Source organism: Falsirhodobacter xinxiangensis (assembly GCF_004959935.1).
GTDB classification, from domain to species: domain Bacteria; phylum Pseudomonadota; class Alphaproteobacteria; order Rhodobacterales; family Rhodobacteraceae; genus Falsirhodobacter; species Falsirhodobacter xinxiangensis.
This window is the reverse complement of sequence record NZ_SMYN01000001.1, coordinates 44,240-71,057: the sequence shown is the minus strand read 5'-3', so window position 1 is coordinate 71,057 and position 26,818 is coordinate 44,240. Positions and strand designations below refer to the sequence as shown.

The following is a 26,818-nucleotide window of genomic DNA, read 5'->3' as shown; positions in this document are numbered from 1 at the left end:
CAATCCGGGCCGCGATGGATCAGAACGCGAAGCCGACCTTCACGCCGGCGCTGAGCGCGTCGTTGTCGCGGAAGTCGGCGCGGGCAGTATCGGGGGTTCCCGTCTCGGGCGCCGCGCGGCCAAGGGTGGTGTAGTTGACGCCGGTGGTGATCTTCATGTTGTCCTGCGTATAGATCGCAGCCAGTGTCAGACCCAGCCGTCCGTTGGTCGGTGCCAGCGGCGAGATCAGGTGATTGTCCTTCTGCTCATAGCTGACAGAGGCCGCGCCGGACCACGTGTCGTTGAATTTCCGCCCCACACCAAGGGTATAGGTGATCGTGTTGTCCAGCCCGATCAGCCCTTCGCCGCTCGACAGAGGGTTGCTGAGGAAGTTCTGCGGATCGACCAGAAACTCGCTCCACTTCACCCAGCGGACCTGACCGAACAGAAGCGTATCGGCCATGATGCCGGTCTGGAAGTCGAGGTTCACGCTTTGCGGGGTCTTCACCTCAGTCACCGATTCGCCGGGCGCGACGCCCGCGCCGGATTCGTAGGTGTCGAACTCGTGCTTGATCGATGATTGATAGGTCAGCGCGACGCGGAGGGCGATCTCGGGGCGCTCGTAGGCGACGCCGACGACATAGCCCGGAGCCCAGTCCCGCTTTAGATCGACGTCGTATCCATTGAACCCCTCCGACCCCGGCGTGCCCGGCGGCAGGAACGGGTTCTGATAAGCCGCGCCGCGTAGCGCGATGTGTCCGTCCGCCTGCTGCGCGCGGAGGCCACCGTGGATAGAAAAATTCTCGTCGAATTTCCAGCGCAGCAATGCGGTCAGCGCATGGGCGTGGGCCTTGGCGACCGTGCCGCCGTTGTCCGGCGTGGCGAGGTTGAATGAGCCGGGACCGTATTCGATATCGGCGGCAAACGGCTCGTCATAGATGACGGCATAGGAGAGCCGTTCATTCACGTCGCTCTTAAATGCGAAGCCGAACTGGGAAAAATTCTTGGCGACATCGCCCGAGGATCCGCCGCCCGGGGCGACGACGACACCGTTCGGCGCAACGAGGGGCGAATCTGTGCCGGAAACTTCCGGTCGCGAATGCGAGAATGAAAATTCCGCATAGCGCCCCTGTTCGAACAGGATGCTGATATTCTGACCGCTGCGGTCGATGCCGCCTGCCGTGGCCGCGCCGGTTCCAAGCGCGACAAGTCCAATGGTTGTTGCAATCCGCTTCATTATACCCCCCGAGCGCCTGCCGATTGAGAACGCTATGGAGATAAAGGGTTAACGGTCAATCAAGGACGCTGCGTCATTCCACGATTGCGCCAACCTGTTGCCGTTGCGCCCTTAGATGAGCGCCGTCAGCCAATGCGCAACCGCCGTCGGCGCGGGCAGGGGGCCATATGCGATCTTCACTGCCGTAAGGGCTGCCGTCGCACTCCAAAGCATTAGCAGAACCGCGACGCGCAACGCCTCGTTCGCGCGGAGCCAGAAGACCGGGATCGGCATGGCGCCGAGCCAGACGATGCCGGTAACATAGGAATATTCAGCCGTGCCAAGCCAGCGCGCGCTGCGGCGGACGAAATCGATCATTCGAGTGATCCGTGTTGGGGTGACCTTTCCCCCATAAAACGAAACGGGGCCGCGAACAATGTCACGACCCCGTTATCCGTTCACATTCCGTGGAACCGTGTCGTCGGTGCCAGCATTATTCCCATTCGATCGTGCCCGGAGGCTTCGATGTGATGTCGTAGGTGACGCGGTTGATCCCCTGAACCTCGTTGATGATCCGGGTCGCCGTCTCACCAAGGAAGTCGTGGGTGAAGGGATAATAATCCGCCGTCATCCCGTCCACCGAGGTCACGGCGCGGAGCGCGCAGGCGAAATCATAGGTGCGCCCGTCGCCCATTACGCCGACCGTGCGGACCGGAAGGATCGCGACGAAGGCCTGCCAGATTTCATTGTAAAGCCCGTGCTTGCGGATCTGGTCGATATAGACCGCATCCGCCTTGCGCAGGATTTCCAGCTTCTCGCGGGTGATCTCTCCGGGGCAGCGGATCGCCAGACCGGGACCGGGGAAGGGGTGACGGCCGATGAAGCTGTCGGGCAGGCCAAGCTCGCGGCCAAGGGCGCGGACCTCGTCCTTGAACAACTCGCGCAGCGGCTCGACCAGTTGCAGGCCCATCTTCTCGGGCAGGCCGCCGACATTGTGGTGCGACTTGATCGTGACCGAAGGACCGCCGCTGAACGATACGCTTTCGATCACGTCAGGATAAAGCGTACCTTGGGCAAGGAAGGTCGCGCCGCCGACTTCCGCCGCGTGTTTCTGGAACACGTCGATGAACAGCTTGCCGATGATCTTGCGCTTCGTTTCCGGGTCCGACTGGCCCTCAAGCTGGCCGAGGAACAGTTCGGATTCGTCGGCATGAATCAGCGGCATGTTGTAATGGTCGCGGAACATGGTGACGACCTGTTCCGCCTCGCCCTGACGCAGCAGGCCGTGGTCGACGAAGACGCAGGTCAGCTGATCGCCGATCGCTTCGTGGATCAGGACCGCCGCGACGGAAGAATCGACGCCGCCCGACAGGCCGCAGATGACCTTCTGATCGCCCACCTGTTCGCGAATCTTGCGGATCGCTTCTTCGCGATAGGCGCCCATCGTCCAGTCGCCGGTGAACCCGGCCAGGCGTACGAAATTTTCATACAGTTTCGCGCCCTGCGGGGTGTGGTGCACCTCGGGGTGGAATTGCACGGCGAAGAAATTGCGCGACGTGTCCGCAGTGATGGCGAAGGGCGCATTGGGCGAGGTGCCATAGACCCGAAAGCCCGGCGCAATGGCCGATACGTGGTCGCCATGGCTCATCCACACCTGCTCTCGCCCGTCCAGCGCGCCGAACCAGCCTTCCAGCAGATCGATCCGGTCTTCGGACGGCGTGACATAGGCGCGGCCGAATTCGGCAGTGCCATGCCCGCGTTCCACCTTGCCACCAAGGCAGTGCATCATGACCTGCTGGCCATAGCAGATGCCAAGGATCGGCACGCCCATGTCGAACACGCCCGCCGGGGGCATCGGGGCCCCTTCGGCGAACACGGAGGACGGCCCGCCCGAGAAGATCACCGCCTTGGGCGCGAAGTCCTTCAGGAAGGCGTCGTCCACCTTGTTGAACGGGTGGATTTCGCAATACACGTTCAGCTCGCGCAAGCGCCGCGCGATAAGCTGCGTGACTTGGCTACCGAAGTCGATGATGAGGAGGCGATCATGCTGGGTCATGCCTCGCGCAATAGGGCGAAAGGGTCCGTTTCGCAAGGGGTCACGCCGTGCGCGGCAGCAGGCGCGTCTCGGCCATCATCGCGATCAGCACCTCGACATGGCGGGTGAGGGAATAGCTGGCATCACCCGCGCGGCGGATCGTCTCCAGCCGTTCCTCTTGCAGGATCAATTCAGGAAGGGCGACTTCGGGGGCCGCGGCATCGACCAGACGGCGCAGATCGCGGTCGCGGCGATAGTCGCCCATGCCGTGACGGGCTGCCCTAATCAGCAGGCGCGGGCGGCGGAGTTCGGCAAGAATGGCGCGGAAGTCGGTCATCAATGTGTCCTCTTTGTGGCAAGACGGACCATGCCTCAAGTCAACCGGGCGTTGCGCAACAGTCGAAATCGCCGCGCGGACCCTTACCCAATGGTTTAGGGAAATGAAGCAATTATCGGAAAAGTCGATTGTTTTAACCAGCAGGTAACCAATGCCACCCATGGTTGCAAAAGTCTTAATGGCGGGTCGGGTGTCCGGCACGTCGCACGGAACGCGATCATGGCAAATCTAAGACCTGTTCAGACACTCCCCGCTTGGCTGCCCGACGCGGTGCGGCTTTATCTGGATCATACCGAGGAAGGCCTTTCGCTGCGGGAACTTGCCCGACGCGAGGGGTGTCACGCTTCGACCGTCATGCGCCAGGTGCGCCGATACGAGAACCGCCGCGACGATCCGCTGATCGATGCTGCCCTTGCCGCGCTTGCCCGCGCGCCGAACGATGAGGAAGACCCCATGACCATCGCCACCCGCAGCCAGGACTTCATCCACGACGAAGCGCGCATCGCTGCCGAGGCGCGCCGTGTCCTGCGCCGCATGGCCGAGTCGGGCGCGGTGCTAGGCTTCGCCGCCGATATGGAGAAGGCGGCGGTGCTGCGGACGCTTCCCGATGGGCAGACGGCCAAGACCGCGGTCGTGGATCGCGCCGTGGCGCAGGCCTTCGCGCTGAAGAACTGGATCGCACCGCGCAAGGCCGGGCGGATCACCACCTACGAGATCACCTCGGCAGGCCGCGCCTATCTGCGTCAGGCGATCGAGGAGGAGGATGGCCGCCGTCGCGGCATGTCCGAGGCAGGGGCGAATTTCAGCTGGGGCGAGGAGGAGGATACCCGGCGCCTGCGCTACGGCTTGGGCGAAAGCCCCGTCGCTGCAATGGGGCGCCGCCGCGACAAGGATGGCAAGCCGCTGCTGGAGCCGGAACTCGTCGCCGCCGCCGAGCGGTTGCGCGAAGATTTCGAACTGGCGCAGATGGGACCGCGCGTGACGCAGAACTGGGACAGGTTCATGGATGGCGGCGCGCCGGGGCCGAAGGCCGATCCGGCAGGGCGCGGCCCGGGTGCCGCCCGCGACCGCGTGGCGCTGGCCTTGCGCGAACTGGGCCCCGGCCTTGGGGATATGGTCCTGCGCTGCTGCTGCTATCTGGAAGGGGTGGAGGCGACAGAGAAGGCGCTGAACTGGCCCGCCCGATCCGGCAAGGTGGTGCTGCGAATCGCGCTGGCGCGGCTTCGGGCGCATTACCAGCGCGCCTATGGCGGCAAGGGCCCGCTGATCGGTTGACCAGCGGGCCAGCCAGTCACTCGGCTGCGGTCGTTTCGGTTTCGTCCGTCACCGAGATCGCGTTCACATCATTGTCGACCTGAAGTGCTTTCCTCACCCCGGCTTCGTAGTCGGGGTGAACCTTTTTCAGCACCGCCAGCCAGCGTTCCTTCACGCCGTCCGAACACGGCCCCATCGCCGCGCCCATGTTGCTGTAAAGACGTTCCTTCTCGTCCGCTGGCAGCAGGTTGAACAGCGCGCGGGGCTGAACGTAATCAGCATCCGCCTCCTGCTGCACATAGCGATCCGCATCCCCCGAGATCTTCAGCGGCGGTTCCTGCACGCCCGGATCGGCCACCGGACCGCCCCATTGGTTCGGTTCGTAATACGCGTCCGGGTTGCCGAAATCGTTGGTGAAGAAACGCATCGGGCCGTCCTTGTGATAATGGTTCACAGGGGCGTTCTTGGCGGCATTGGCGGGCAGCGCCTCGTAATGCGTGCCAAGGCGGTAACGGTGCGCGTCGGCATAGGAGAAGATCCGCGCCTGAAGCATCTTGTCGGGCGAGAAGCCGATCCCCGGCACGACGTTCGACGGCGAATAGGCCGCATTCTCGACGAAAACGAAGTAGTTTTCCGGGTTGCGGTTCAACTCCATCTCGCCGACCTCGATCAACGGATAGTCACCATGCGGCCAGACCTTGGTCAGATCGAACGGGTTGTAAGGGGTCTTCAGCGCGTCTTCCTCGGGCATGGCCTGAATATGCAGCTTCCACTTCGGGAAACGGCCCTCGTCGATCGCGTTGTAAAGATCTTCCTGATAGCTTTCGCGCGTCTTGCCGATCAGCTTTTCCGCCTGCGCGTTGGTGTAGTTCTGGATCGGCTGCTGGCAGCGCCAGTGGAACTTCACCCAGTGCCGCACGCCGTCCGCGTTCCACATGCTGAACGTGTGGCTGCCATAGCCGTGCATGTGCATCGGGTTCACCGGAATGCCGCGATCCGACATCAGGATCGTCACCTGATGCACCGATTCGGGCTGGGCCGACCAGAAGTCGAACATCGCCTCGGGCGAGCGGAGGTTGGTTTTCGGGTGACGTTTCTGGGTGCGGATGAAGTCCGGAAACTTGAACCCGTCGCGGATGAAGAAGATCGGGGTGTTGTTGCCCACCAGATCCCAGTTGCCCTCCTCGGTGTAAAGCTTCACCGAAAAGCCGCGCACGTCGCGTTCGGCATCCGCAGCGCCCAGTTCCCCTGCCACGGTGGAGAATCGGGTCAGCAATTCGGTCTTCTTGCCGACGGTTTCGAACACCTTGGCGCGCGAGATATGGGTGATGTCGTTCGTGACCGTGAAGGTGCCGAAGGCGCCCCAACCCTTGGCGTGGACGACGCGTTCGGGGATGCGCTCGCGGTTCTGATGCGCCAGCTTTTCGATCAGCTGATAGTCCTGAAGCAGTGCCGGGCCGCGTTCGCCAGCCGTATGTGTGGTATTGTTGCTCGGGACCGGCGCGCCGGCTGTCGTTGTCAGGCGTGGCTTGTCGCTCATGGCTTCCTCCATCGGTGGCGTCGGGTGAACCATGTAGGGCCGACGGCATAAAGGGAAATCCGATTTACTTGGCAGATGCATCAGATAAACTGATCGTATGGCGCTGACGATCAAACAACTGTCCTATTTCCTTGCCCTGACGCAGGAACGTCACTTTGGACGGGCCGCCGCCAAGGTGCATGTGACGCAACCCGCCCTGTCCATGCAGATACGAGAGATGGAGGAGGGGCTTGGTATGGCGCTTCTGGAACGCGGGCGTGATCTGCGTCTGACTCCGGCGGGGCGCGAGGTGGCCGCGCGCGCCGCTCGTATCCTTGCCGACGTGGCCGAGATCGAGGCAATGGCGCGTCGTCAATCGCTCGGCGGTCGGGTGAACATCGGCATCATCCCGACCGTTGCACCCTATCTGCTTCCCCGACTGCTTCCGCGCATCACGACCGAATTGCGCCTGCGCGAGGCGCAGACCGACGCGCTGTTGGACGGGCTGGAGGATGGCACTCTGGATGCCGTGGTGATCGCCAGCCCGGCGCGGCCCGGAATGGTGTCGCATCCTCTTTTCATCGACCGGTTCCTGCTGGCGGGCAGCGCACCGCGCCTCGATGCGCTGGCCAGTGGGATCGAGCATCTGCGCCCGTCTGCTCTCGACCCGGACCACCTGCTGTTGCTGGACGAAGGGCATTGCCTTGCCGATCAGGCGCTGGAGGTGTGCGGGCTGGACCGCCGCGCCACGCGGGTCGATCTGGGCGCTTCGTCGCTGTCGACATTGGCGGGGCTGGTCGGGCAGGGATATGGGCTGACCTTCATCCCGGAAATCGCGATGGCGGTGGAAAGCGCGGCGCAGCCCGCGATGCGCCTTGCCCGCTTTGCTGAACCGCAACCGTCGCGCGCGGTCGCGCTTGTAGGGCGGGAAACGACCGCAGCCGAGCCATGGTTCGCGACCCTGGCCGCCCAGATAAAGGAAAGCGCATGACCATCCGGCCTCTGACCGCCGAAGACCAGCCGCAATGGCGCAAGCTCTGGACCGGCTACCTCGAGTTCTATGATACCCGCGTATCCGAGGATGTGATGGCCACCACTTTCGCCCGGTTTCTGGACCCGGCCCGTCCACAATGGGCGCTGGTGGTAGAGCAGGACGGGCGGCTGATCGGCCTGGTGCATTACATCTTTCACCCGCATAACTGGCGGATCGAGGATGTCTGCTACCTTCAGGATTTATATGTGGACCCTGCGGTTCGGGGCGGCGGCGCGGGGCGGGCGCTGATCGAGGCGGTCTATGCCGCGGCGGATGCGAATGGCACGCCTTCGGTTTACTGGCTGACGCAGGATTTCAACACCGGCGCGCGCCAGCTTTACGACCGGATCGGGCGGGTGACGCCCTTCATCCGGTATCAAAGATAAGGGGGCCCGAAGGCCCCCAAAGGTCACGCGGCCTTTTCGGCCGATGCGGCGCGCAGATATTCCAGCACCGATTCCGGCGACGACACGCCATAGGGGTCTTCGCCGTGGTTGTCGCACATGCCCGGCTCTTCGAACCACGCTTCGACCACACCGTTGTCCACGATGGCGGCATAGCGCCACGAGCGCAGACCGAAGCCGAGGTTGTCCTTGCGCACCAGCATGCCGACGCGGCGGGTGAATTCGCCCGAGCCGTCCGGGATGACCTTGACGTTCTGAAGCCCCTGCGCCTTGGCCCATTGGTTCATCACGAAGGCGTCATTGACCGACATGCAGTAGATTTCGTCGATGCCCTGGGCCTGGAAGTCGGCAAAGCCGTTCTCGAACCCCGGCAGCTGATAGGTCGAGCAGGTGGGCGTGAACGCACCCGGAAGCGAGAACAGCACGACCCGTTTGCCAGCGAAGTAATCGGCGGTGGTCTTGACCTCCCAGCGGAACGGGTTCGGCCCGCCGATGGATTCGTCGCGCACGCGCGTCTGAAAGTTGATGGAAGGCAGTTTGACGCCCGTCTGCATGATATATCCCTTCGGAACTATGATCCTAACGGATCGCCTGTTCCTCCCCGACATGCGTTTTAGACAAAGCGGGCAACCGGCTCAAGTGGATCGGTTGCCTTGGGCGTCCAAAGAGCCTATCTCGAAGGAAATCGGCCGCGAGGGGGAAATTTCGTGCGCGATCTCAAGCTACCGGACCAGCGTCATCCCGAAAAGGCGCACCGCGCCGACAATGCGCAGCCGAAGAAGCCAGACTGGATTCGCGTCAAGGCTCCGACGTCCGAGGGGTATAAGCAGACCCGCGACATCATCAAGGAAAACCGCCTTGTGACCGTGTGCGAGGAGGCGGGCTGCCCCAACGTTGGCGAATGCTGGAGCCAGGGCCACGCCACCATGATGATCATGGGCGAGATCTGCACCCGCGGCTGCACCTTCTGCAACGTGGCGACGGGCAAGCCGCAAAACCTCGATGCGTTCGAGCCGGGGCGCGTTGCGCATGCCGTGTCCAAGCTGGGCCTGAACCATGTGGTCGTGACTTCGGTGGACCGTGACGATCTGGACGATGGCGGGGCAGAGCATTTCGCCCAGACCATCCGCGCGATCCGCCACCGTTCGCCCAGCACCACCATCGAGATTCTGACGCCGGACTTCCTGAAATGCGCGCCCTCGGCGCTGGAAACCGTCGTCGCTGCGCGGCCCGACGTGTTCAACCACAACCTCGAAACCGTGCCTGGGCTGTATCTGGAGGTGCGTCCCGGTGCGCGGTATTTCCACTCGCTGCGGCTGCTGCAACGGGTGAAGGAACTGGACCCGACAATCTTCACCAAGTCCGGCATCATGGTGGGTCTGGGCGAAGATGCGCCGCAGGTCCGTCAGGTCATGGACGACATGCGCGCGGCGGATGTGGATTTCCTGACCATCGGGCAATATCTGCAACCGACGCCCAAGCACCATCGCGTGGACCGTTTCGTGACCCCCGATGAATTCGCCAGCTATGAGAAGGCCGCCTATGGCAAGGGCTTCCTGATGGTGTCGGCCACGCCGCTGACGCGGTCGTCGTATCACGCAGGGGACGACTTTGCGCGGCTTCGCGATGCACGGATGGCGAAACTGGGGGCTTGACCTCTCCGGGGGGGCGTGAAACAGGGAACCGTCAAACGAACCCTCCCAAGGAGACACCCCATGGAGATTCGCGAGGCGCTTACCTTCGACGATGTCCTGCTTGTTCCGGCCGCGAGCTCCGTGCTGCCGTCCGATGCCGACACGTCGACTTTCGTGACCAAGGCGATCCGTCTGAACATCCCGCTGCTGTCTTCGGCAATGGATACGGTCACCGAAGGGCGCATGGCCATCGCCATGGCGCAGGCGGGCGGGATGGGCGTCATCCACCGCAACCTGAACCTTGAACAGCAGGCGGACGAGGTCCGCCGCGTGAAACGGTTCGAAAGTGGCATCGTCTACAAGCCGATCACCCTGCGCGCCGACCAGACGCTGGCCGATGCCAAGGCGCTGCAGGAACGCTACAACGTCACCGGCTTTCCGGTGGTGGACGAGACGGGCCGCGTCGTCGGCATCGTGACCAACCGCGACATGCGCTTCGCGTCGGACGACAAGACGCCGGTTTCGGTGATGATGACCTCGGACAACCTTGCGATCCTGCAGGAACCGGCGGATCGCGACACCGCGCTGAACCTGATGAAGGCCCGCCGGATCGAGAAGCTGCTGGTGACGGATGCGTCCGGCAAGCTGACCGGCCTTCTGACGCTGAAGGACAGCGAAAAGGCCGTGTTGAACCCCAACGCCTGCAAGGACGAGCTGGGGCGCCTGCGCGTCGCGGCGGCATCGACCGTCGGCGATGCGGGGTTCGAACGGTCGAAGGCGCTGATCGAGGCAGGCGTGGACATGGTGGTGATCGACACCGCGCATGGCCATTCCGAAGGCGTCGCCAAAGCGGTGGAGCGGATCAAGAACCTGTCGAACACCGTGCAGGTCGTTGCGGGCAACGTCGCGACGGTTTCTGCCACGCGGGCGCTGATCGCGGCGGGCGCGGATGCGGTCAAGGTCGGGATCGGCCCGGGGTCCATCTGCACCACGCGCATCGTCGCGGGTGTGGGCGTGCCGCAGCTGACCGCGATCATGGATGCGGCGGGCGGTGCGGGTGACATCCCGATCATCGCGGATGGCGGCATCAAATTCTCGGGCGATTTCGCGAAGGCGATCGCGGCGGGGGCGTCCTGCGCCATGGTCGGATCGGCCATCGCGGGCACCGACGAATCCCCAGGTGAGGTGATCCTCTATCAGGGCCGCAGCTTCAAATCCTATCGCGGGATGGGCAGCCTTGGCGCGATGGCGCGCGGTTCGGCGGACCGCTATTTCCAGAAGGATGCCGCATCGGACAAGCTGGTCCCCGAGGGGATCGAGGGGCAGGTGCCATACAAGGGCACTGCCTCGGCGGTGATCCACCAATTGGTCGGCGGGCTTCGCGCGGCCATGGGCTATACCGGCAACCGCACCGTGGCCGAAATGCGCGCGAATTGCGAATTCGTCCGCATCACCAATGCGGGCCTGTCGGAAAGCCACGTCCACGACGTGCAGATCACGCGCGAGTCCCCGAACTACCGTATGGGCTGACCCGCCGTTCCAGCACGGTCAACGCATCGCTGAGCAGAATGGCGATCAGCCCGACCAGCAACCCGCCCTGCACGACAAAGGCCGGGTTGTTGGTGACGAGGCCCGCGATGATGACCTCGCCCAGCGTCCTTGCGGCGACGGTCGATCCGATGGCGGCGGTGGACAGCGCGATCACCGCCGACAGCCGCACCCCGGCAAGGATGACGGGAAGCGCCAGCGGCAATTCGATCTTCAGAAGGCGCTGGCGCGGGGTATAGCCCATCGCGCGGGCCGCCTCGGCCACCGGCGGCGGCAGGCCGGAAAGCGCCGTCAGCGCGTTTTCGAAGATCGGAAGCATCCCGTAAAGGAACAGCGCCAGCAGCGTGGGCCATGTTCCAAAGCCCAGCATCGGCACCGCCAATGCAAGAACGGCAACCGGGGGCAGGGTCTGGCCGACCTGCGTGATCGTGCGGGCCAATGGACGAAACTCGGCCCCCGCGCGGCGCGTGACCAGCACGGCCAGCGCCACCGCCACCAGCGCCGAGGCCAGCGTCGCCGCCGCGACAAGTGCCAGATGTAACAGGGTCAGGCCAAGCAGGCTCGACTGGGTATAGATCGCGGGCGCACCGTTTCGGGTCAGCGGCGCCAACAGCGGCTCCATCCATTCGGGCCGCAGCAACATCACCAGCACGGCGGCCCCCGCAAGAAGCCGGATCATTCCGCACCCCTTGCGCGTTCGGTCAACCGATCCAGCGTCACGCGGCCCCCGCCCGCCAATGGCAGGGCAGAGCGCCCGGACCAGAGGCATTCCGCCAAAGCCTCGCGCGCAGAAAGCTCGGGATCGACGGGCGCGCCCTCCGCCTCGCCCGGCTCGACCAGATCCGCGACGGGAAGAAGGCCAAGCAGGCGGAACGGGCGATCAGACCGGCCTGTCAGCCGGGCGACGAAATCCGTGGCGGGGCGCGTCAAAATGGTCGCCGGGTCCGCGCACTGCACCAGCCTGCCGCGGTCCATGACGGCGATGCGGTCGCCAAGGGCCAGCGCCTCCTCCATGTCGTGAGTCACCAGAATGGTCGTGGTGCCAAGCTGCCGCTGAATGCGGCGCAGATCGGCCTGCGCCTGCGCCCGCGTGACCGGGTCCAGCGCGCCGAAGGGTTCGTCCATCAGCAGGACCTCGGGGCGGGCGGCAAGGGCGCGGGCGACGCCGACGCGCTGTTGCTGCCCGCCGGACAAAGCTGCGGGTCGGCGATCCCGGAAGTCCGCGGGCGGCATGCCGAACAGCGTCAGAAGTTCGTCCACCCGTTCGCGGATCTGCGCGGCGGGCCAGCCCAGAAGCTCGGGCACGGCGGCGATGTTGCGCGCGACGGAGTAATGCGGGAACAGCCCGTGGCCTTGGATGGCATAGCCGATCCGGCGGCGCAGCAGATGCGCGGGCAGCCCCGCCGTGTCCTGCCCGTTCAGCAGCACGGCCCCCGATGTCGGCTCCACCAGCCGGTTGATCATCCGCAGCAGCGTCGTCTTGCCGGAGCCAGAGGTGCCGACCAGCGCCACCATCTCGCCTTTCGCGATCGTCAGCGACACGTCATCGACGGCGGTGACGGGGCCGAAGCGGCGGGACAGGTTCCGTATCTCGATCATCGCTGCAACGCCTTTACGACAAGGTCCAGCGCGATCCCGGCGACGAGGGCCATCACCACCGTCGGAATCGCGCCCAGAAGGATCAGGTCGGCCGCATTCTGCGCCAGCCCCTGAAAGACGAAGGTGCCGAAGCCGCCGCCGCCGATCAACCCGGCGATCACCGCAAGGCCGATGTTCTGCACCAGCACGATCCGCACGGCGGCCACGATCACCGGCAGCGCCAGCGGGATCGACACGCGCGACAGCACCTGCCACGGGGTCATGCCCATGCCGCGCCCGGCCTCTCGCGCCTCGGGCGAGGCACCGTCCAGCCCGACGACGGTGTTCCCCACCACCGGCAACAGCGAATAAAGGAACAGCGCGATCAATGCCGGGGCAAAGCCGATCCCGGCGATGCCAAGCGCCGCGGCGCCCGGAACGCTGGCCGCCACCCATGACAGCAACGGGATCATCATGCCGAACAGCGCCAGCGAGGGCAGGGTCTGCACGAGATTCAGCGTGCCCATCACCGAAGGCCGCGCCGTGCGTTCCCGGTGCAGCCAAATGCCCAAGGGAACACCGACCGCCAGCGCCGCGGTCAGCGATCCGAACGCCAGCAGCAGATGCCGCCGCGCGTGCGACGCAAAGATGTCGCTGCGGGCGGCGTATTCTCGCATCACCGAAACATCCGCCAGATGGCCCGATACCAGCACGATCGCCATCGCCGCGCAGGCCAGGATCAGGATTGCGGTCTGCATCCGCAGGCCGGGACGCATCTTGGTGATCGCATCAGCGAGCAGCAACGCGAACACGCCCAGCAGCAGCCACAGCCCCGATCCCGGCGATGCCCGCGCGGCCGGGGGTGCATCCAGCCCCGTCGCCATATCGCCCACAAGCCAGATCAACAGACCGATGCCCACCGCCGCCGCGCCAAGCCGCCAGACCTGCGGCAGACGAAACGCGCCGATGGCCAGCAGCACGCAAGCGGCGGCGATGGCCCAGACGGGCATCGCCATCGCCTCGCCCGCCACGATCCGGTTGGCGCGGAACTGCATGAAGGGCAACGGCATTGCCGCAGCCCCCAAGGCGGCCAGAACCAGACCGGGCCGGTCGATCCGCATCAGTCCAGAACGCCCGCCTGCGTCAGGTAATCGCGGGCGACGGCGGCGGCAGGTTCGCCCCCGATCTGGATGCGACCGTTATTTTCCTGAAGCACCTCCAGCGTCAGGCCGACGAAGATCGGGTTCAGGATCTCGGCCACCTGCGGGTATTCCTCCAGCACCTCGGCGCGGATGACGGGGGTGGGGGCATAGACGGGCTGCACACCCTTGTCGTCTTCCATCACCACCAGCCCGGCGGGGGCGATGGCGCCATCCGTGCCATAGACCATCGCCGCATTCGCGCCCGATGTGCCCTGCGCCGCCGCTGCGATGGTCGCTGCCGTATCGCCGCCCGACAGGGTGATCAACTGGTCCGGCGTCAGCGTGAAACCGTAAGCCGCCTGAAACGCGGGCAGGGCGGCGGGGGATGTGACGAACTCGCTCGACGCGGCCAGCTTGATGCCGCCACCGCCCGCGATCCACTCGCCAAGCGCGCTCATCGTCGTGGCGTCGGTCAGATCCTGCCGGATGGCGATGGCCCATGTGTTGTTGGCGGGCGAGGGGTCCAGCCAGACCAGACCCGCCTCCTTGTCCAACTCCGCCGCGCGGGCATATCCAGCGGCGGCTTCCTTCCAGACCTCGCTGTCGGCCTCGTTGTGGAAGAAAGCCGCGTTGCCGGTATATTCGGGATAGATGTCGATCTGCCCCGACAGGATCGCCTCGCGCACGATCGGGGTCGCGCCCAGTTGCAGACGATCCGCCACCGGCAGCCCCGCATCCTGAAGCGCCAGCAGGATCACGTTGCCAAGGAACCCGCCCTCGGTGTCGATCTTGGACGATACGGTGATGTCTGCCATGGCGGGCGTCGCGGCAAGCAAGGCAGTCAGGATGGCGGCTTTCATGCGGATGTCCCTTTCGTTTCGCGGTGGAAATAGGGTGCAGCAGGCCAAAGGCGCGGAAAATCTTCGGTGGAACCGCCGGAGGGCATCGGGGTTCCATCTGGCAGGAGGATCGCCATGGCACCGCGCGCGAATTGGAAGGGTCATCTGAAGGTTGCCGAACTGGACTGCCCGGTGGCGCTTTACACTGCGGTGTCGGCCTCGGACCGGATCGCGTTCCACATGGTCAACCGCAAGACCGGCAATCGCCTACGCCGCGAGTTCGTGGATTCTGAAACCGGAAAGCCGGTTGATCGCGACGCCCAGATCAAGGGATACGAGGTGGTGGACGGCCAGTATGTCACCTTCGAGCAGGAGGAACTGGCCAAGGCCGTCCCCGAGGCCGACAAGGTGCTGGACGTGGACACGTTCATTCCCTGCGCCAAGGTTGATGGCGCGTATTTCGACAAATCCTACTACCTTGCGCCGACCGGGGATGACGAGACGTTCCGACTGATCCGGGACGGGATGCGGGCCAAAAAGGTGGCCGCGCTGGCCAGGACGGTGCTGTTCCGCCGCCTTCGCACCGTGCTCATCCGCCCGCACGAGGACGGGCTGGTCGCGACCACGCTGAATTTCGATTACGAGGTGCGCGCCTCGTCCGAGGCATTCGAGGGCATCCCCAAGCTGAAGATCAAGGGCGAGATGCTGGACCTGGCGCGACATATCATCGACACCAAGATGGGCGAGTTCGACCCGGCGAAGTTCGAGGATCGATATGAGAACGCGCTGGCCGATCTGGTGAAGGCCAAGCTGGAAGGCAAGAAGATCCGCGCCAAGAAGGTCAAGCCCGCCAAGCAGGTCGATCTGATGCAGGCGCTGCGTGAAAGCGCCGCCGCGATGAAGAAAGCCAGCTGATGTCGCTTGAAACCTACAATGCCAAGCGCGACTTCACCGCCACGCCAGAGCCGAAGGGGAAGCGCGCCCGCAAGAAGGGGGCCAGCTTCACCATCCAGAAACACCACGCGACGCGGCTGCATTACGACCTGCGGCTGGAACTGGATGGCGTGCTGAAAAGCTGGGCGGTGACGAAGGGGCCAAGCGTTGATCCGGCGCAGAAGCGGTTGTCGGTGCAGGTGGAGGATCACCCGCTGGACTACGGCACCTTCGAGGGCGAAATCCCGAAAGGACATTACGGCGCAGGCAAGGTGATCCTGTGGGACCATGGCACGTGGGAGCCGGTCCATGATGCTCATAAGGGGCTGGAGAAGGGGCATCTGGAATTCACCCTGTCGGGGGTCAAGCTGCATGGGCGATGGCACCTGATCCGCATGAAGGACGGCAAGAACTGGCTTCTGGTCAAGGGCGACGATGAATTCGCGGGGGGCGAGGACATCCTGAAGACGCATCCGGATTCGATAAAATCACGGGTGCCGATGCCGGATTTCGTGCCGCCGCAGCTTGCCACGCTGGCCAAGGCCCCGCCCACCGGGGACGAATGGCTGCACGAGATCAAGTTCGACGGATACCGGCTTCAGGCGCGGGTGGAGGACGGCGTGCGGCTGATGACGCGCGCCGGGCTGGACTGGACCGACCGTTTCGCTCCCGTGGCCGAGGCGCTGGCCGCGCTGGGCCATACCGCGCTGATCGACGGCGAGGTGGTGGTGGAACGCGCGCATGGCGCTTCGGATTTCGGCGCGCTCCAATCGGATCTGTCCGAAGGTCGCAGCGACCGTTTCGTCTTCTATGCCTTCGATCTGCTGCATCTGGACGGGCGCGATCTGCGGAAAGATCCGCTGAAGGATCGCAAGGCGGCGCTTAGGGGTATCCTGCCCAAGAAGGGCATCCTGCGGTTTTCCGAGGATTTCGCCGACAGCGGCGCGCTGGTGCTGGACCATGCCTGCCGTCTGGGGCTCGAAGGGGTGATCTCCAAACAGTCGGACGCGCCTTATCGGTCGGGGCGGGGGCGGACGTGGATCAAGTCGAAATGCGCCGCGCGGCAGGAATTCGTGATCGCGGGCTATGTGCCGTCATCGGCCAATGCTCGGGCGGTCGGCTCGCTGCTTCTGGGCGTGTTCGAGGATGGGGGCTTGCGGCATGTGGGCCGCGTCGGGACGGGGTTCACGGCCAAGGTGGCCAGCGACCTGTTCAAACGGCTGGAGGGGATGCAGGGCGAGAGCCCCTATGCCGAAAAGCTGACCGCGACCGAGCGGCGGGGCGCTGTCTTCGTGCGGCCCGAATTGGTGGCCGAGGTGGAGTTCCGCGCCTGGACCCATGACGGCAACCTGCGCCACGCGGCGTTCCGGGGGCTGCGCGAGGACAAGCCAGCGCCAGAGATCGCGCGGGAAAAGCCCGCGGCGCGCAGTTTTGCCCTGTCGAACCCGGACCGCATCTATTGGCCCGATGTGGGTGTGACCAAGGCGGGGCTGGCCGATTACTATGCCGATATCTGGCCCCGGATCGCACCTTTCGTGACCGGGCGGCCCTTGGCGCTGCTGCGATCGCCCAATGGCGTGGGCGGCAAGAGCTTTTTCCAGAAGCACGCGTGGAAGGGGATGAGCGACAAGGTTCGCCGTATCCGCGACGCCAAGACCCCCGGCGAGGAGCCTTTGATCGGCATCGACGATCTGGACGGTCTGCTGGCGCTGGTCCAGTCCGGCGTGCTGGAAATCCACCCTTGGGGTGCGACCGCGAAGGCGATGGAGCGGCCCGATATGATCGTCATGGACCTCGATCCCGGCGATGGTGCGGATTGGCCGCTGATACTGGAGGCGGCGACCGAGGTGCGCGAGCGGATGGCTGCGGCGGGGCTGACGGGGTTCGTGAAAACCTCGGGCGGGAAGGGGCTGCATGTGGTGGCGCCGCTTGTGCCGAAAGCGGGCTGGGCAGCCGTGAAGGCGTTCACCCGCCGAATGGCGCAGGAGATGGCCGCTGACAGCCCGGAGCGTTTCGTCGCGACGATCACCAAGTCGAAACGCAAGGGCAAGGTGCTGATCGACTATCTTCGCAACCAGCGCAACGCCACGGCGGTTTGCGCCTATTCCACCCGTGCGCGGCCCGGCGCCCCGGTGTCAGCGCCTGTCGGGTGGGAGGAGCTGCCCGATATAGGGCCCGCGCAATTTACCGTGCTGAATATGGCCGAACGCACGGACGATCCGTGGGACGACTGGCGCGCGGCGGCTATTTCTTTGCAAGGCTCCGCTTCAGGGCGTCCATGATATCGACGACGTTGCTTTCCTCTTTCTTCTTCGCCGCCGGCTTCTTCTTGCGTTTGCGGGCGGCGACCATCTTCAGCAGCGTCTCCTGCACCGGGTCCTTGACCATCGCCGGGTCCCAGTCGCGTTTGCGGGCGTCGATCAGCTTCTTGACCATGGTAAGTTGGCGTGTCGGGGCTTTTTCCTCGTCGGCCCCCTGCGGCTCGCGGACCTCGTCGCCATAGTGCAGGGTCCACAGGATGATGCCATTCTCGCGCGGCTCCAGCATCACGGCGCGTTCGCGGCGGGCAATGACAAGGCGGGATATGCCGACCGTCTTCGTGGCTGCCATCGCCTCGCGGATGACGGCGAAGGCTTCCTCGCCGACCTTGCCATTGGGCGACAGGTAATAGGGCGTGTCCAGCCAGATCCAGCCAATGCTTTCGGCGGGCACGAACATGTCGATGTCGATGGTGCGAGTGCTTTCCAGCGCAACCGCCTCAAGCTCCTCGTCCTCAAGGATGACATGATCATCCTCGCCGCGCGGGAAGCCTTTGACCTCGTCATCCTCGGCCACGGGCTTGCCGGTCCCGCTGTCGAGGTATCGCGCGATCACCCGGTTTCCCGTCGCGCGGTTCAGGATGTGGAACCGCACCTTTTCCGCCTCGGTCGTGGCGGGAACCATCGCGACCGGGCAGGTCACGAGCGACAGTTTCAGATAACCTTTCCAGTATGCGCTGCGTGCCATCGCGGGTCCTCCTTGATGGGCAACGCCGAAGTCGCGAAAGGGTTTCAGATCGGCAGGTAATCCACCGTCTCGCCCGCCTCGCGCGCGGGATCGCCGATGGGGCGGATCAGCAGCGCATCGGCTTCGGCCAGCGCGACCAGCAGGGCGCTGTCCTGTTTGTCGAAGGCGGTGATCGTGTCGCCATCAAGGCTCGCCCGCATGTAATGCGCGCGGGGGCCGTTCGCCGCCAGCGGCGCGGCCAGCCTTGCTTGTCGGATCGCCGCCATGGGCTCCAGCCCCTGCATCCTGCGCAGCAGCGGCAGCAGGAAAAGATGCCCGCAGACGATGGCCGAGATCGGGTTCCCCGGCAGGCCCAGCAGCGTGGAATTGCCGATGCGCCCCGCCATCAGCGGCTTGCCCGGACGCATGGCAACCTTGTGGAACGCAAGGTCCATGCCGACATCCGCCAGCACGCGGCCGACCAGATCGTGATCGCCCACCGACGCGCCGCCGATGGTCACGATCACGTCGGCATCCCGCGCCATGTCCAGCATGAGCCGCAGGCTCGCCTCGTCATCCGGGGCGATGGGCAGCATCCGCGCCGTGCCGCCCTCCGCCTCGACCATGGCCTTCAGCGCGAAACCGTTGGAAGAGATGATCTGATCGTCGCGCGCCGGATCGCCGGGCATCACCAATTCGTCGCCGGTGGAGATCAGCGCGACGGTCGGACGGCGCAGCACCTCGACCTGCGGCACATCCATCGCGGCCAGCAGGGCAAGATCGGCGGGCCGCAGACGGCGGGGCGCAAGGCTGTGTCCGGCGGCGAAGTCCTGACCCCGGCGGCGGATATGCGCGCCGGGCGAGGTGCCGGTCACGGTGATGCGGTCGCCGATCCGCTGCACATCCTCTTGCATGATCACGCGGGTCGCGCCGGCGGGAACGGGCGCGCCGGTCGAGATGCGGACAGCCTCGCCCGTGCCGATGCGGCCCGCAAAGGCGCCGCCCGCGCGGGATTCTCCGATGACAGTGAAGGCGGTTCCTTCGGCGGCGGCGTATCCATCCATCGCGGCGGCGTCGAAGGGCGGCTGGTCGCGCCGCGCGGTGGCGGGGGTGGCCATGACGCGGCCCGCAGCGCGGTCGAGTGCGACGGTCTCGGCGCCGGGGGTATTCGCCAGCGCCAGAACGCGGGCCAGCGCCTCCTCGACCGGGATCATCGCTGATACCGCCCGGACTTGCCGCCATCCTTCAGCAGCAGGCGGACGTTCTGGATCTCCATCCCCTTTTCCGCCGCCTTCAGCATGTCATAGACCGTGAGCGCGGCAGTGGTCGCGGCGGTCAGCGCCTCCATCTCCACCCCGGTCTGGCCGGTGGTCTTGACGGTCGCTTCGATGCGCACACCGGGCAGCGCGGGGTCGGGGGTCAGATCGACCGAAACCTTGGTGATCGGCAGCGGATGGCACAGCGGGATCAGTTCGGACGTCTTCTTCGCGCCCATGATCCCGGCCAGCCGCGCAACGCCCAGCACGTCACCCTTTTCCGCCCGTCCGATCAGGGCCAGCGTCTCTGCGCTCATCCGCACCTCGGCGGCGGCGGTGGCGATGCGGGCGGTCGCGGGCTTGTCCGAGACATCGACCATATGCGCGCGTCCCGACCCGTCGAAATGCGTCAGCGTCATGCCAGCAGCGCCTTCGTCGCGGCCGTCACGTCCGGCTGGCGCATCAGGCTTTCCCCGATCAGGAACGCCTTGGCGCGGTGAGTGGCCATGTCGGCCAAATGGTCCGGCGTGAAGATGCCGCTTTCGCAGACCAGCAGCCGATCCTCGGGCACCAGTTTCGACAGGCGGCGGAAGGTGTCCAGCGACAGATCGAACGTGTGCAGGTTGCGGTTGTTGATGCCGATCAGCGGCGATTTCAGGCGCAGCGCGCGGTCCAGTTCCGCCTCGTCATGCACCTCGATCAGCGCGTCCATGCCCCAGCGGATCGCGGCGTCTTCCAGTTCGGCGGCCTGTGCGTCGGATACCGAGGCCATGATGATCAGGATGCAATCGGCCTTCAGCGCCCGCGCCTCGGCCACCTGATAGGTGTCGTAAAGGAAATCCTTGCGCAGGCAGGGCAGGTTGGTTGCGTCATGCGCGGCGGTCAGGAAGCTGTCGTGGCCTTGGAACGAAGGCCCGTCGGTCAGCACCGAAAGACAGGTCGCGCCGCCCGCCTCGTAAGCTTTCGCGAGCGCGGGCGGGTTGAAGTCTTCGCGGATCAGGCCCTTCGAGGGGCTGGCCTTCTTGATCTCGGCAATCAGCGCGTGGCGCGGGGCTTCGGCCAGCGCGCGGGCGAAACCGCGCGGGGCAGGCGCGGCGCTGGCGGCGGCTTCCACCTCGTCCAGCGGTGCCTTGGCTTTGCAGGCTGCGATGTGGTCCAGCTTGTAGGCTTTGATCTTGTCGAGGATGGTCGCCATCATGCGCCCCCGTTGGTGATGCGGGCCAGAAGCGCGATCCGGTCGCGCGCCGCGCCGCTGTCGATGCTTTCGCGCGCGATTTCAACGCCTTCGGGCAGGGTATTTACCCGCCCCGCGACGATCAGCGCAGCGGCCGAGTTCAGCAGCACCGCATCGCGGTAAGCGCCCCGTGCGCCGTCCATCAGCGCGCGCAGGGCTTTGGCGTTATCCTCGGGGGTGCCGCCGACGATCGCTTCGAACGGATGGGCGGGAAGGCCAGCATCCTCGGCGGCGATCTCGAATTCTCGGATCTCGCCATTCTCCAGCGCGGCGACCTTGGAGGGGGCCGACAGCGCAAGCTCGTCCGTGCCGTCGCCGCCATGGACCAGCCATGCCTTTTCGCTGCCCAGAAGGCGCAGGACCTCGGCCATCGGGCGGATCAGGTCGGCGGAATAGGCGCCCGTAAGCTGCCGTTTCACCCCTGCCGGATTGGTCAGCGGGCCAAGGATGTTGAACAGCGTGCGCGTCCCAAGCTCGATCCGCACCGGCATGACGTGACGCGTGGCGGGGTGGTGCATCGGGGCCATCATGAAACCGATCCCGGCCTCGGCCAGACATTGCTCCACCACGTCCGGGCCGACCATCACGTTCAGGCCCAGCGCGGTCAGCGCATCGGACGCACCGGATTTCGACGACAGGTTGCGGTTGCCGTGTTTCGCCACTGGCACGCCCGCGCCCGCCACGACAAAGGCGGTCGCGGTCGAAATGTTCAGCGTGCCCTTGCCGTCGCCGCCGGTGCCGACGATGTCGATGGCCCCTTCGGGCGCGCGGACCGGCACGCACTTGGCGCGCATCGCGGCGGCGGCGGCGGCATATTCCTCGACGCTTTCGCCGCGTGTGCGCAGGGCCATCAGCAGACCGCCCATCTGCGCGGGGGTCGCCTGACCGTCGAACAGGGCGGTGAAGGCGGTCGACGCTTCGCCCGCGGTCAGGGCACGTTCGGCGGCGACGCCGATCAGGGGTTTGAACGCATCAGTCATGCCAGCGCCTTCGCCGATTGCAGGAAGGTGCGCATCATCTGATGCCCGTGCTCCGACGCGATGCTTTCGGGGTGGAACTGCACGCCCTCGATGGGCAGGGCCCGGTGACGCAGGCCCATGATGGTGCCATCCTCCAGCCACGCCGTCACCTCCAGGCAATCGGGCAGGCTTTCGCGTTCCACCATCAGCGAATGATAGCGCGTCGCCTGGAACGGCGAGGGCAGGCCCGCAAACATGCCTTTTCCTTCATGCAGCATCGCGCCCATCTTGCCGTGCACGATCTCGTGGCAGCGGACGACCTTGCCGCCGAAGGCCTGTCCGATGGTCTGATGACCGAGGCAGACGCCCAGCAGTGGGGTGCGGGTTTCCGCGGCGGCTTCGGTCAGCGCAAGGCAGATGCCCGCCTGCGCCGGATCGCAGGGGCCGGGCGACAGCACGATGGCGGACGGGTTCATCGCCATCGCCTCCTGCACATCCAGCGCGTCGTTGCGGCGGACGGTCACGTCCGCGCCAAGCTCGCCCAGATAGTGCACGAGGTTGTAGGTGAAACTGTCGTAGTTATCGATAAGGAGCAGCATGTCGCGGTCCGTCGCTTAAGGGGGTGAACCGCGTCACGGGTCGCGCTATAGATGGGCCAAGGGGCGGCAGGGCGTCAAGGGGCGCACTGTCATGGAATGATGGGGTGACGAGTGGGCCGTGGTATTCTGACAGGCGTGATCTGGGGTTGCGCGGTAGGAGTGTTCGGGCTGGCGGCGGCGTCGCAGCTGGCCGAACCGCCGGGCCGCATCGCCGCCCAGCTGATGCCGGAGATCAGAGTCCCCACGCCAGCGCCCATGCCGGTGGTCGAGGCGCCCGCACCCGCGCCTGTTCCGGTCGATCCGCCGTTGAAACGGTTCGCCCGCGCGTTTCAGGACTCGGGCAGGCCGTTATTCGCGGTCGTGCTGATTGATCGGGGCGGGGCGCTGGATCGTGGTGCGCTGGCGGGGCTGCCGTTTCCGGTGACTTTCGCCATCGATCCCTCGGCGGCGGGGGCGGCGGATGCGGCCCGGACCTATCGCGCATCGGGGCAGGAGGTGGTGATCCTTGCCACGGGTCTGGGCGAAGCGCCGGGGCCGGAGGCAGGGCTGACCGCCCATGCCAAGGTGCTGCCCGAAGCGGTGGCCGTGATGGATGTCGAACAGGGCGGCTTTCGCGCCGATCAGGGATTTGCCACTCGCACCGTCCGCGTGCTGGAGGAACAGGGGCGCGGGCTGCTGACGTGGAACAACGGGCCGAACACGGCGGATCAGGTCGCGCGGCGCGACGGGCTGCCCGCGGCGCGGATCTTCCGCAAGCTGGACGCGGGGGGCGAGGATGCCGACGTCATTCGCGGATACCTCGACCGGGCGGCGTTTCGGGCCGCGCAGGACGGGCAGGTCGTCGTGGTGGGCGAGGCGCGGACCGAGACGGTGCAGGGCCTGACGCTCTGGGCGACCTCGGGCGAGGCGGGGTCGGTTTCTCTTGCCCCCGCCAGCGCCGTGATGATGCTGCCGCGCTAGGCGTTGCCGCGCCGGGCGAACAGACCCGCATCTTCCGCCGCACGGCGCAGCGCACCGGCTTTGTTCACGGTTTCCTGATATTCCGACTCGGGGTCGCTGTCGAAGACGACGCCGCCCCCCGCTTGGATATACAGGGTTTCGTCCTTCACCACGGCGGTGCGCAGGGCGATGCAGAAGTCCATCTCGCCATTGGCGGCGAAATAGCCGACGCCGCCGCCATAGACGCCGCGCTTTTCCGGCTCCAGCTCATCGATGATCTCCATCGCGCGGACCTTCGGGGCGCCAGACACCGTGCCTGCGGGCAGCCCCGCCAGCAGAGCCGACAGCGCATCCTGACCGTCGGCGATCTCTCCCACCACGTTCGACACGATGTGCATGACGTGGCTGTAGCGTTCGATGATGAACTTCTCGGTCGGCTTCACGGTGCCGACCTTGGCGACCCGGCCCACATCGTTGCGGCCAAGGTCCAGCAGCATCAGGTGTTCGGCCAGTTCCTTCTTGTCCGACAGCAGGTCCTCTTCCAGCGCCTTGTCTTCGGCGGGGGTCGCGCCGCGTTTGCGGGTGCCGGCGATGGGACGGATCGTCACCTCGCCATCGCGCAGCCGCACGAGGATTTCTGGGCTGGCCCCGACGATCTGGAAACCGCCGTGATTGAAGAAGAACATGAAGGGCGACGGGTTCGTCCGCCGCAGGCTGCGATAGAGCGCGAAGGGCGGCAGCGGGAAATGCTGCGACCAGCGCTGCGAGGGGACGACCTGAAAGATGTCGCCCGCGCGGATGTAATCCTTGGCACGCTCGACCGCCTGTTTGTAGCCGTCATGGGTGAAGTTCGATTGCAGTGCGCCCAAAGGCAGCGCCTCGCCGAAGTCGTGGCGGGCGGGGGGGGCGCGGTCCAGATCGCGGAGCGCATCTGCCACACGCTCGGCAGCCTGGGCATAGGCGGCGCGGGCCGTCAGCCCCGATCCGATCCATGCGGGGGCGACGACCGTCACCTCGCCCTTCACCCCGTCCAGCACCGCCACGACCGAGGGGCGCATCAGCACCGCGTCGGGCAGGCCCAGCGGATCGGGGTTCACATCGGGCAGATGTTCCACCAGCCGGATCATGTCATAGCCGAGATAGCCGAACAGCCCCGCCGCGATGGGGGGCAGGTCAGCCGGCATCGGAATGCGGCATTCCGCGATCAGCGCGCGCAGCGTGTCCAGCGGATGACCGTCCAGATCGGCGAAGGTGTCGCGGTCGAAACGCGCCTCGCGGTTGATCTGCGAGGTGGTTCCGTGACAGCGCCAGATCAGATCGGGCTTCATGCCCACGACGGAATAGCGGCCCCGGACCTCGCCCCCCGTCACGGATTCCAGCATGAACGTGTCCGACCGCGCCTCGGTCAGCTTCATCATCAGCGATACGGGCGTGTCGAGGTCGGCGGCGATGCGGGCGTGGATGACCTGATTTTCGCCCGCGTTCCAGCCGCGCTCGAACTCCTCGAAGGAAGGGGTGATCTTCATCTTGTCCTCAGGGGATCTGCGCGTGGACGGCGTCGATGGCGGCTTGATCCAGACGGATGCCCGCCTGATCCGCGACGGCCTGCGTGAACAGCGTCTGCGCGTCATTGGCCAGCGAATCCTCGGCCTGGGCCGAGATCGCGCCCTTCAGTGCCGCGGCGGCTTCGCCTTCGGTAGCGGCGGGCTGGATGCTGTCCAGACGCAAGACGCCGACGAATTCTGGGCCTTCGATGGTGCGGACCTCGCCCTGATCCATGGTGAACAATGTCGGGATCATCGTATCGGGCGCACCGGCGACGGTGCCGTCGCGCGCGATCTGCTGCGTCACGTCCACAAGGCCATAGGCGTTCAGGTTGCCGTCGGCTTGCGCTTCGGCGGCGCGGGCGGCCAGCGCCTCGTGCAGCTTTTCGCTGCGCCAGCCTTCGGCCACGCGGTCACGCACCTGATCCAGCGGGATCGGGGCAGGAGGCACGATTTCGTCCAGTCGCAGCGCGGCAAGACCGCCATCGTCAAGCTGGAAGATTTCCGGGAAGTCGCCCTGCTGCGCGTCGTTCGCGGCGTTGCGGAATGCGGGATAGCCCGCGATCTGATCCTCGGTCGCGTCGGAGACGTCAACGGTGGCGATACGCATCCCCATGTCGCCAAGGTCTTCGATCGTCGCGCCATCGGCCAGAGCATCCTCGAATTCCTGCACCCGCGCGCCGATCTCGCGCCGGGCGGTATCGAGCTGGTATTCGGTCGCCAGATCCTCTCGCGCCTCGTCGAAGGTCACCTCATGCGCGGCAAGAACGCCGTTCATGCGGAACAGCGCCGGGCCGAAGTTGGAGTTGAAGGGGCCGACGACGCCCGGTTCCGCCAGCGCGAAGACCGCGTCTCCGGCCTCGCCAAGATCGGCTGGTGCGACGTCGCCCATGTCCACATCCATCAACTCCAGCCCGCGTTCGGCAACGATCGTCTCGAAGGATTCCCCTGCGTCGATGCGCGCTTTGGCGGCGTCGGCGGCGGCTTGGTCCGGGAAGACCAGCCGTTCGACCAGACGGCGTTCGGGTTGCACGAATTCGTCGATCCGCTGGTCATAGAGCGCGCGCAGGGCGGCGTCATCGACGGGCAGCGTCGGGGCCAGTTCCTCGGGGATCAGCGCGGCATAGGTGACGCGGCGTGCCTCGGGGGCGGTGAAATCGGCGATATGGGCGTCGTAGAAGGCTTGCAGGTCGGCATCGGTCGGTTGCGCGATGGGTTCGGCCAGATCCGCCTCGGTCAACCGCAGAAGCGAGAAGCCGCGACGCTCGCCGATGAAGTTGTAGAGCGTGTCGGTCAATGCGGCCGGGGCGGTGAAGCCGCCCGCCGTCGCGCCGACCAGAAGGCCGCGTGCGATGTCGGTGCGCAGGCTGTCCTCGAACGTGGCTTCGGTCAGCCCGTTCTGGCGCAGCACCATCGCATAGGTGTCGCGGTCGAATTGCCCCGCCGTGCCGGAAAACGCGCGGTTGCTGCGGATTTCCTGCGCCAGCGTCGCATCGCCCACCGATAGGCCGATCCGGTCCGCCTCGTCCGCGAGCGCGGCGGCAGAGATCAGTCGCTGGCGCACCTGCTGGTCCAGGCCGAACTGCTGCGCTTGCGCCAGCGTCATCGGCTGGCCGGTCTGTTGGCTGATGTTCTGAAGTTCTTGCTGCAAGGCGCGGGCGTAAGTGTTCGTCTCGATCTTCTGGCTACCGACCGACCCGATGGAGGTGACCGTGCCGCCAAGGCCCGTCATCCCGAAGCCGCCGACGACCATGACGCCCACGATGCCCCAGACCACGACGGACATCGTCTTGCTTTTCTTCGTCGCCATGTCGCGCCCCCAGCCGGAATGTTTCGCGCATTCCTAGTCAT

Annotated in this window: 26 protein-coding genes; 8 read left to right on the top strand and 18 right to left on the bottom strand. The window is 65.7% G+C overall.

The genetic code is table 11. The features are described 5' to 3' along the window. Positions 1-19: 19 nt before the first annotated feature. The 4 genes from E2K76_RS00385 to E2K76_RS00370 all read right to left on the bottom strand — a co-directional run bounded on the left by E2K76_RS00385 (position 20) and on the right by E2K76_RS00370 (position 3,567). Positions 20-1,216 carry an OmpP1/FadL family transporter gene (locus tag E2K76_RS00385; RefSeq protein WP_136682204.1) on the bottom strand — a complete coding sequence of 399 codons (1,197 nt, stop codon included), beginning with the start codon at positions 1,214-1,216 and terminating at the stop codon, positions 20-22. 111 nt (positions 1,217-1,327) lie between these two features. Then, positions 1,328-1,573: a hypothetical protein gene (locus tag E2K76_RS00380; RefSeq protein WP_136682199.1), complete on the bottom strand. Its 246-nt coding sequence runs from the start codon at positions 1,571-1,573 to the stop codon at positions 1,328-1,330. Between the two features lie 115 nt (positions 1,574-1,688). Further along, positions 1,689-3,251 carry a glutamine-hydrolyzing GMP synthase gene (gene guaA, locus E2K76_RS00375; RefSeq protein WP_136682196.1) on the bottom strand — a complete coding sequence of 521 codons (1,563 nt, stop codon included), beginning with the start codon at positions 3,249-3,251 and terminating at the stop codon, positions 1,689-1,691. A gap of 40 nt (positions 3,252-3,291) precedes the next feature. Beyond that, positions 3,292-3,567 carry a DUF6477 family protein gene (locus tag E2K76_RS00370; protein ID WP_136682193.1) on the bottom strand — a complete coding sequence of 92 codons (276 nt, stop codon included), beginning with the start codon at positions 3,565-3,567 and terminating at the stop codon, positions 3,292-3,294. Positions 3,568-3,783: 216 nt separating this feature from the next. Between E2K76_RS00370 and E2K76_RS00365 the strand changes: the two genes are divergently transcribed. Next, on the top strand, positions 3,784-4,842 hold the full coding sequence (locus E2K76_RS00365) for a DUF6456 domain-containing protein (protein ID WP_394343922.1): 1,059 nt from the start codon (positions 3,784-3,786) through the stop codon (positions 4,840-4,842). A 16-nt stretch (positions 4,843-4,858) separates the two neighbouring features. Here the strand turns inward: E2K76_RS00365 and E2K76_RS00360 are convergent, their stop codons facing one another. Then, positions 4,859-6,361, bottom strand: a complete 1,503-nt coding sequence (locus E2K76_RS00360) for a catalase (RefSeq protein WP_136682187.1) — start codon at positions 6,359-6,361, stop codon at positions 4,859-4,861. A 97-nt stretch (positions 6,362-6,458) separates the two neighbouring features. On the opposite strand from E2K76_RS00360, the gene E2K76_RS00355 reads away from it, so the two are divergent. Together E2K76_RS00355 and E2K76_RS00350 are read left to right on the top strand one after the other, a co-directional pair. After that, positions 6,459-7,331, top strand: coding sequence for a hydrogen peroxide-inducible genes activator (locus E2K76_RS00355; protein WP_136682184.1), 873 nt, complete (start codon positions 6,459-6,461; stop codon positions 7,329-7,331). Continuing rightward, positions 7,328-7,759 carry a GNAT family N-acetyltransferase gene (locus E2K76_RS00350; RefSeq protein WP_136682181.1) on the top strand — a complete coding sequence of 144 codons (432 nt, stop codon included), beginning with the start codon at positions 7,328-7,330 and terminating at the stop codon, positions 7,757-7,759. Before E2K76_RS00355 ends, E2K76_RS00350 begins: the two co-directional genes overlap by 4 nt. A 23-nt stretch (positions 7,760-7,782) precedes the next feature. Here E2K76_RS00350 and E2K76_RS00345 read toward each other — a convergent pair whose 3' ends face one another. Continuing rightward, positions 7,783-8,331, bottom strand: a complete 549-nt coding sequence (locus tag E2K76_RS00345; RefSeq protein WP_136682178.1) for a peroxiredoxin — start codon at positions 8,329-8,331, stop codon at positions 7,783-7,785. Positions 8,332-8,484: 153 nt separating this feature from the next. Here E2K76_RS00345 and lipA point away from each other — a divergent pair, with 153 nt between their 5' ends. Both lipA and guaB read left to right on the top strand, forming a co-directional pair. After that, on the top strand, positions 8,485-9,432 hold the full coding sequence (gene lipA, locus E2K76_RS00340) for a lipoyl synthase (RefSeq protein WP_136682175.1): 948 nt from the start codon (positions 8,485-8,487) through the stop codon (positions 9,430-9,432). A 60-nt stretch (positions 9,433-9,492) separates the two neighbouring features. Continuing rightward, a complete protein-coding gene (guaB, locus tag E2K76_RS00335; RefSeq protein WP_136682173.1) occupies positions 9,493-10,941 on the top strand; it encodes an IMP dehydrogenase in 1,449 nt (482 codons plus the stop codon). On the opposite strand, the gene E2K76_RS00330 is transcribed toward guaB, so the two are convergent. Genes E2K76_RS00330 through osmF form a run of 4 tightly spaced genes read right to left on the bottom strand, consistent with a single transcriptional unit; the run spans position 10,907 to position 14,539 of the window. Further along, the gene (locus E2K76_RS00330; protein ID WP_136682171.1) at positions 10,907-11,638 is read right to left on the bottom strand and encodes an ABC transporter permease; all 732 of its coding nucleotides are present in this window, start codon (positions 11,636-11,638) and stop codon (positions 10,907-10,909) included. The two genes, guaB and E2K76_RS00330, sit on opposite strands and share 35 nt — an antisense overlap. Beyond that, positions 11,635-12,558 carry an ABC transporter ATP-binding protein gene (locus E2K76_RS00325; RefSeq protein WP_136682168.1) on the bottom strand — a complete coding sequence of 308 codons (924 nt, stop codon included), beginning with the start codon at positions 12,556-12,558 and terminating at the stop codon, positions 11,635-11,637. Before E2K76_RS00325 ends, E2K76_RS00330 begins: the two co-directional genes overlap by 4 nt. After that, positions 12,555-13,658, bottom strand: coding sequence for an ABC transporter permease (locus tag E2K76_RS00320; RefSeq protein ID WP_136682165.1), 1,104 nt, complete (start codon positions 13,656-13,658; stop codon positions 12,555-12,557). The genes E2K76_RS00325 and E2K76_RS00320 overlap by 4 nt, the downstream gene beginning before the upstream one ends. Then, the gene (gene osmF, locus E2K76_RS00315; RefSeq protein ID WP_136682163.1) at positions 13,658-14,539 is read right to left on the bottom strand and encodes a glycine betaine ABC transporter substrate-binding protein OsmF; all 882 of its coding nucleotides are present in this window, start codon (positions 14,537-14,539) and stop codon (positions 13,658-13,660) included. Before osmF ends, E2K76_RS00320 begins: the two co-directional genes overlap by 1 nt. A 114-nt stretch (positions 14,540-14,653) precedes the next feature. Between osmF and ku (E2K76_RS00310) the strand changes: the two genes are divergently transcribed. After that, positions 14,654-15,433 (top strand): non-homologous end joining protein Ku, encoded by a 780-nt coding sequence (ku, locus tag E2K76_RS00310; protein ID WP_136682160.1) that lies wholly within the window; start codon positions 14,654-14,656, stop codon positions 15,431-15,433. Then, the gene (gene ligD / locus E2K76_RS00305) at positions 15,433-17,733 is read left to right on the top strand and encodes a DNA ligase D (protein WP_136682157.1); all 2,301 of its coding nucleotides are present in this window, start codon (positions 15,433-15,435) and stop codon (positions 17,731-17,733) included. Before ku (E2K76_RS00310) ends, ligD begins: the two co-directional genes overlap by 1 nt. On the opposite strand, the gene ku (E2K76_RS00300) is transcribed toward ligD, so the two are convergent. Genes ku (E2K76_RS00300) through E2K76_RS00275 form a run of 6 tightly spaced genes read right to left on the bottom strand, consistent with a single transcriptional unit; the run spans position 17,696 to position 22,484 of the window. Continuing rightward, complete coding sequence (gene ku / locus E2K76_RS00300) at positions 17,696-18,457, bottom strand: non-homologous end joining protein Ku (protein ID WP_136682154.1); 762 nt, start codon at positions 18,455-18,457, stop codon at positions 17,696-17,698. The two genes, ligD and ku (E2K76_RS00300), sit on opposite strands and share 38 nt — an antisense overlap. 44 nt (positions 18,458-18,501) lie before the next feature. Then, a complete protein-coding gene (locus E2K76_RS00295) occupies positions 18,502-19,650 on the bottom strand; it encodes a molybdopterin molybdotransferase MoeA (RefSeq protein WP_136682151.1) in 1,149 nt (382 codons plus the stop codon). Continuing rightward, on the bottom strand, positions 19,647-20,111 hold the full coding sequence (gene moaC / locus E2K76_RS00290) for a cyclic pyranopterin monophosphate synthase MoaC (protein ID WP_136682148.1): 465 nt from the start codon (positions 20,109-20,111) through the stop codon (positions 19,647-19,649). Before moaC ends, E2K76_RS00295 begins: the two co-directional genes overlap by 4 nt. After that, positions 20,108-20,887 carry an indole-3-glycerol phosphate synthase TrpC gene (gene trpC / locus E2K76_RS00285; protein WP_136682145.1) on the bottom strand — a complete coding sequence of 260 codons (780 nt, stop codon included), beginning with the start codon at positions 20,885-20,887 and terminating at the stop codon, positions 20,108-20,110. The genes moaC and trpC overlap by 4 nt, the downstream gene beginning before the upstream one ends. Next, positions 20,887-21,906 carry an anthranilate phosphoribosyltransferase gene (gene trpD, locus E2K76_RS00280; protein ID WP_136682142.1) on the bottom strand — a complete coding sequence of 340 codons (1,020 nt, stop codon included), beginning with the start codon at positions 21,904-21,906 and terminating at the stop codon, positions 20,887-20,889. Before trpD ends, trpC begins: the two co-directional genes overlap by 1 nt. Further along, entirely contained in the window at positions 21,903-22,484 is a 582-nt protein-coding gene (locus tag E2K76_RS00275; protein WP_136682138.1) for an anthranilate synthase component II, read from the bottom strand. Before E2K76_RS00275 ends, trpD begins: the two co-directional genes overlap by 4 nt. A 111-nt stretch (positions 22,485-22,595) precedes the next feature. On the opposite strand from E2K76_RS00275, the gene E2K76_RS00270 reads away from it, so the two are divergent. Then, on the top strand, positions 22,596-23,444 hold the full coding sequence (locus E2K76_RS00270; protein WP_136682135.1) for a divergent polysaccharide deacetylase family protein: 849 nt from the start codon (positions 22,596-22,598) through the stop codon (positions 23,442-23,444). Here the strand turns inward: E2K76_RS00270 and trpE are convergent. Next, positions 23,441-24,949: an anthranilate synthase component I gene (gene trpE, locus E2K76_RS00265; RefSeq protein WP_136682132.1), complete on the bottom strand. Its 1,509-nt coding sequence runs from the start codon at positions 24,947-24,949 to the stop codon at positions 23,441-23,443. The genes E2K76_RS00270 and trpE overlap by 4 nt on opposite strands. Before the next feature lie 7 nt (positions 24,950-24,956). Continuing rightward, positions 24,957-26,777, bottom strand: coding sequence for a peptidylprolyl isomerase (locus E2K76_RS00260; RefSeq protein ID WP_136682129.1), 1,821 nt, complete (start codon positions 26,775-26,777; stop codon positions 24,957-24,959). Positions 26,778-26,818: the final 41 nt, after the last annotated feature.

What these genes read in the sequence shown, in the direction of transcription:
- ku (WP_136682154.1), bottom strand. Translation starts at nt 18,457, where the DNA reads ATGGCACGCAGCGCATACTGGAAAGGTTATCTGAAACTGTCGCTCGTG.
- E2K76_RS00385 (WP_136682204.1), bottom strand. Translation starts at nt 1,216, where the DNA reads ATGAAGCGGATTGCAACAACCATTGGACTTGTCGCGCTTGGAACCGGC.
- E2K76_RS00275 (WP_136682138.1), bottom strand. Translation starts at nt 22,484, where the DNA reads ATGCTGCTCCTTATCGATAACTACGACAGTTTCACCTACAACCTCGTG.
- E2K76_RS00345 (WP_136682178.1), bottom strand. Translation starts at nt 8,331, where the DNA reads ATGCAGACGGGCGTCAAACTGCCTTCCATCAACTTTCAGACGCGCGTG.
- trpE (WP_136682132.1), bottom strand. Translation starts at nt 24,949, where the DNA reads ATGAAGATCACCCCTTCCTTCGAGGAGTTCGAGCGCGGCTGGAACGCG.
- ligD (WP_136682157.1), top strand. Translation starts at nt 15,433, where the DNA reads ATGTCGCTTGAAACCTACAATGCCAAGCGCGACTTCACCGCCACGCCA.
- E2K76_RS00350 (WP_136682181.1), top strand. Translation starts at nt 7,328, where the DNA reads ATGACCATCCGGCCTCTGACCGCCGAAGACCAGCCGCAATGGCGCAAG.
- ku (WP_136682160.1), top strand. Translation starts at nt 14,654, where the DNA reads ATGGCACCGCGCGCGAATTGGAAGGGTCATCTGAAGGTTGCCGAACTG.
- trpC (WP_136682145.1), bottom strand. Translation starts at nt 20,887, where the DNA reads ATGGCGACCATCCTCGACAAGATCAAAGCCTACAAGCTGGACCACATC.
- guaB (WP_136682173.1), top strand. Translation starts at nt 9,493, where the DNA reads ATGGAGATTCGCGAGGCGCTTACCTTCGACGATGTCCTGCTTGTTCCG.
- E2K76_RS00360 (WP_136682187.1), bottom strand. Translation starts at nt 6,361, where the DNA reads ATGAGCGACAAGCCACGCCTGACAACGACAGCCGGCGCGCCGGTCCCG.
- E2K76_RS00355 (WP_136682184.1), top strand. Translation starts at nt 6,459, where the DNA reads ATGGCGCTGACGATCAAACAACTGTCCTATTTCCTTGCCCTGACGCAG.
- E2K76_RS00370 (WP_136682193.1), bottom strand. Translation starts at nt 3,567, where the DNA reads ATGACCGACTTCCGCGCCATTCTTGCCGAACTCCGCCGCCCGCGCCTG.
- moaC (WP_136682148.1), bottom strand. Translation starts at nt 20,111, where the DNA reads ATGACGCTGACGCATTTCGACGGGTCGGGACGCGCGCATATGGTCGAT.
- trpD (WP_136682142.1), bottom strand. Translation starts at nt 21,906, where the DNA reads ATGACTGATGCGTTCAAACCCCTGATCGGCGTCGCCGCCGAACGTGCC.
- guaA (WP_136682196.1), bottom strand. Translation starts at nt 3,251, where the DNA reads ATGACCCAGCATGATCGCCTCCTCATCATCGACTTCGGTAGCCAAGTC.
- E2K76_RS00260 (WP_136682129.1), bottom strand. Translation starts at nt 26,777, where the DNA reads ATGGCGACGAAGAAAAGCAAGACGATGTCCGTCGTGGTCTGGGGCATC.
- E2K76_RS00380 (WP_136682199.1), bottom strand. Translation starts at nt 1,573, where the DNA reads ATGATCGATTTCGTCCGCCGCAGCGCGCGCTGGCTTGGCACGGCTGAA.
- E2K76_RS00330 (WP_136682171.1), bottom strand. Translation starts at nt 11,638, where the DNA reads ATGATCCGGCTTCTTGCGGGGGCCGCCGTGCTGGTGATGTTGCTGCGG.
- osmF (WP_136682163.1), bottom strand. Translation starts at nt 14,539, where the DNA reads ATGAAAGCCGCCATCCTGACTGCCTTGCTTGCCGCGACGCCCGCCATG.
- E2K76_RS00325 (WP_136682168.1), bottom strand. Translation starts at nt 12,558, where the DNA reads ATGATCGAGATACGGAACCTGTCCCGCCGCTTCGGCCCCGTCACCGCC.
- E2K76_RS00295 (WP_136682151.1), bottom strand. Translation starts at nt 19,650, where the DNA reads ATGATCCCGGTCGAGGAGGCGCTGGCCCGCGTTCTGGCGCTGGCGAAT.
- E2K76_RS00320 (WP_136682165.1), bottom strand. Translation starts at nt 13,658, where the DNA reads ATGCGGATCGACCGGCCCGGTCTGGTTCTGGCCGCCTTGGGGGCTGCG.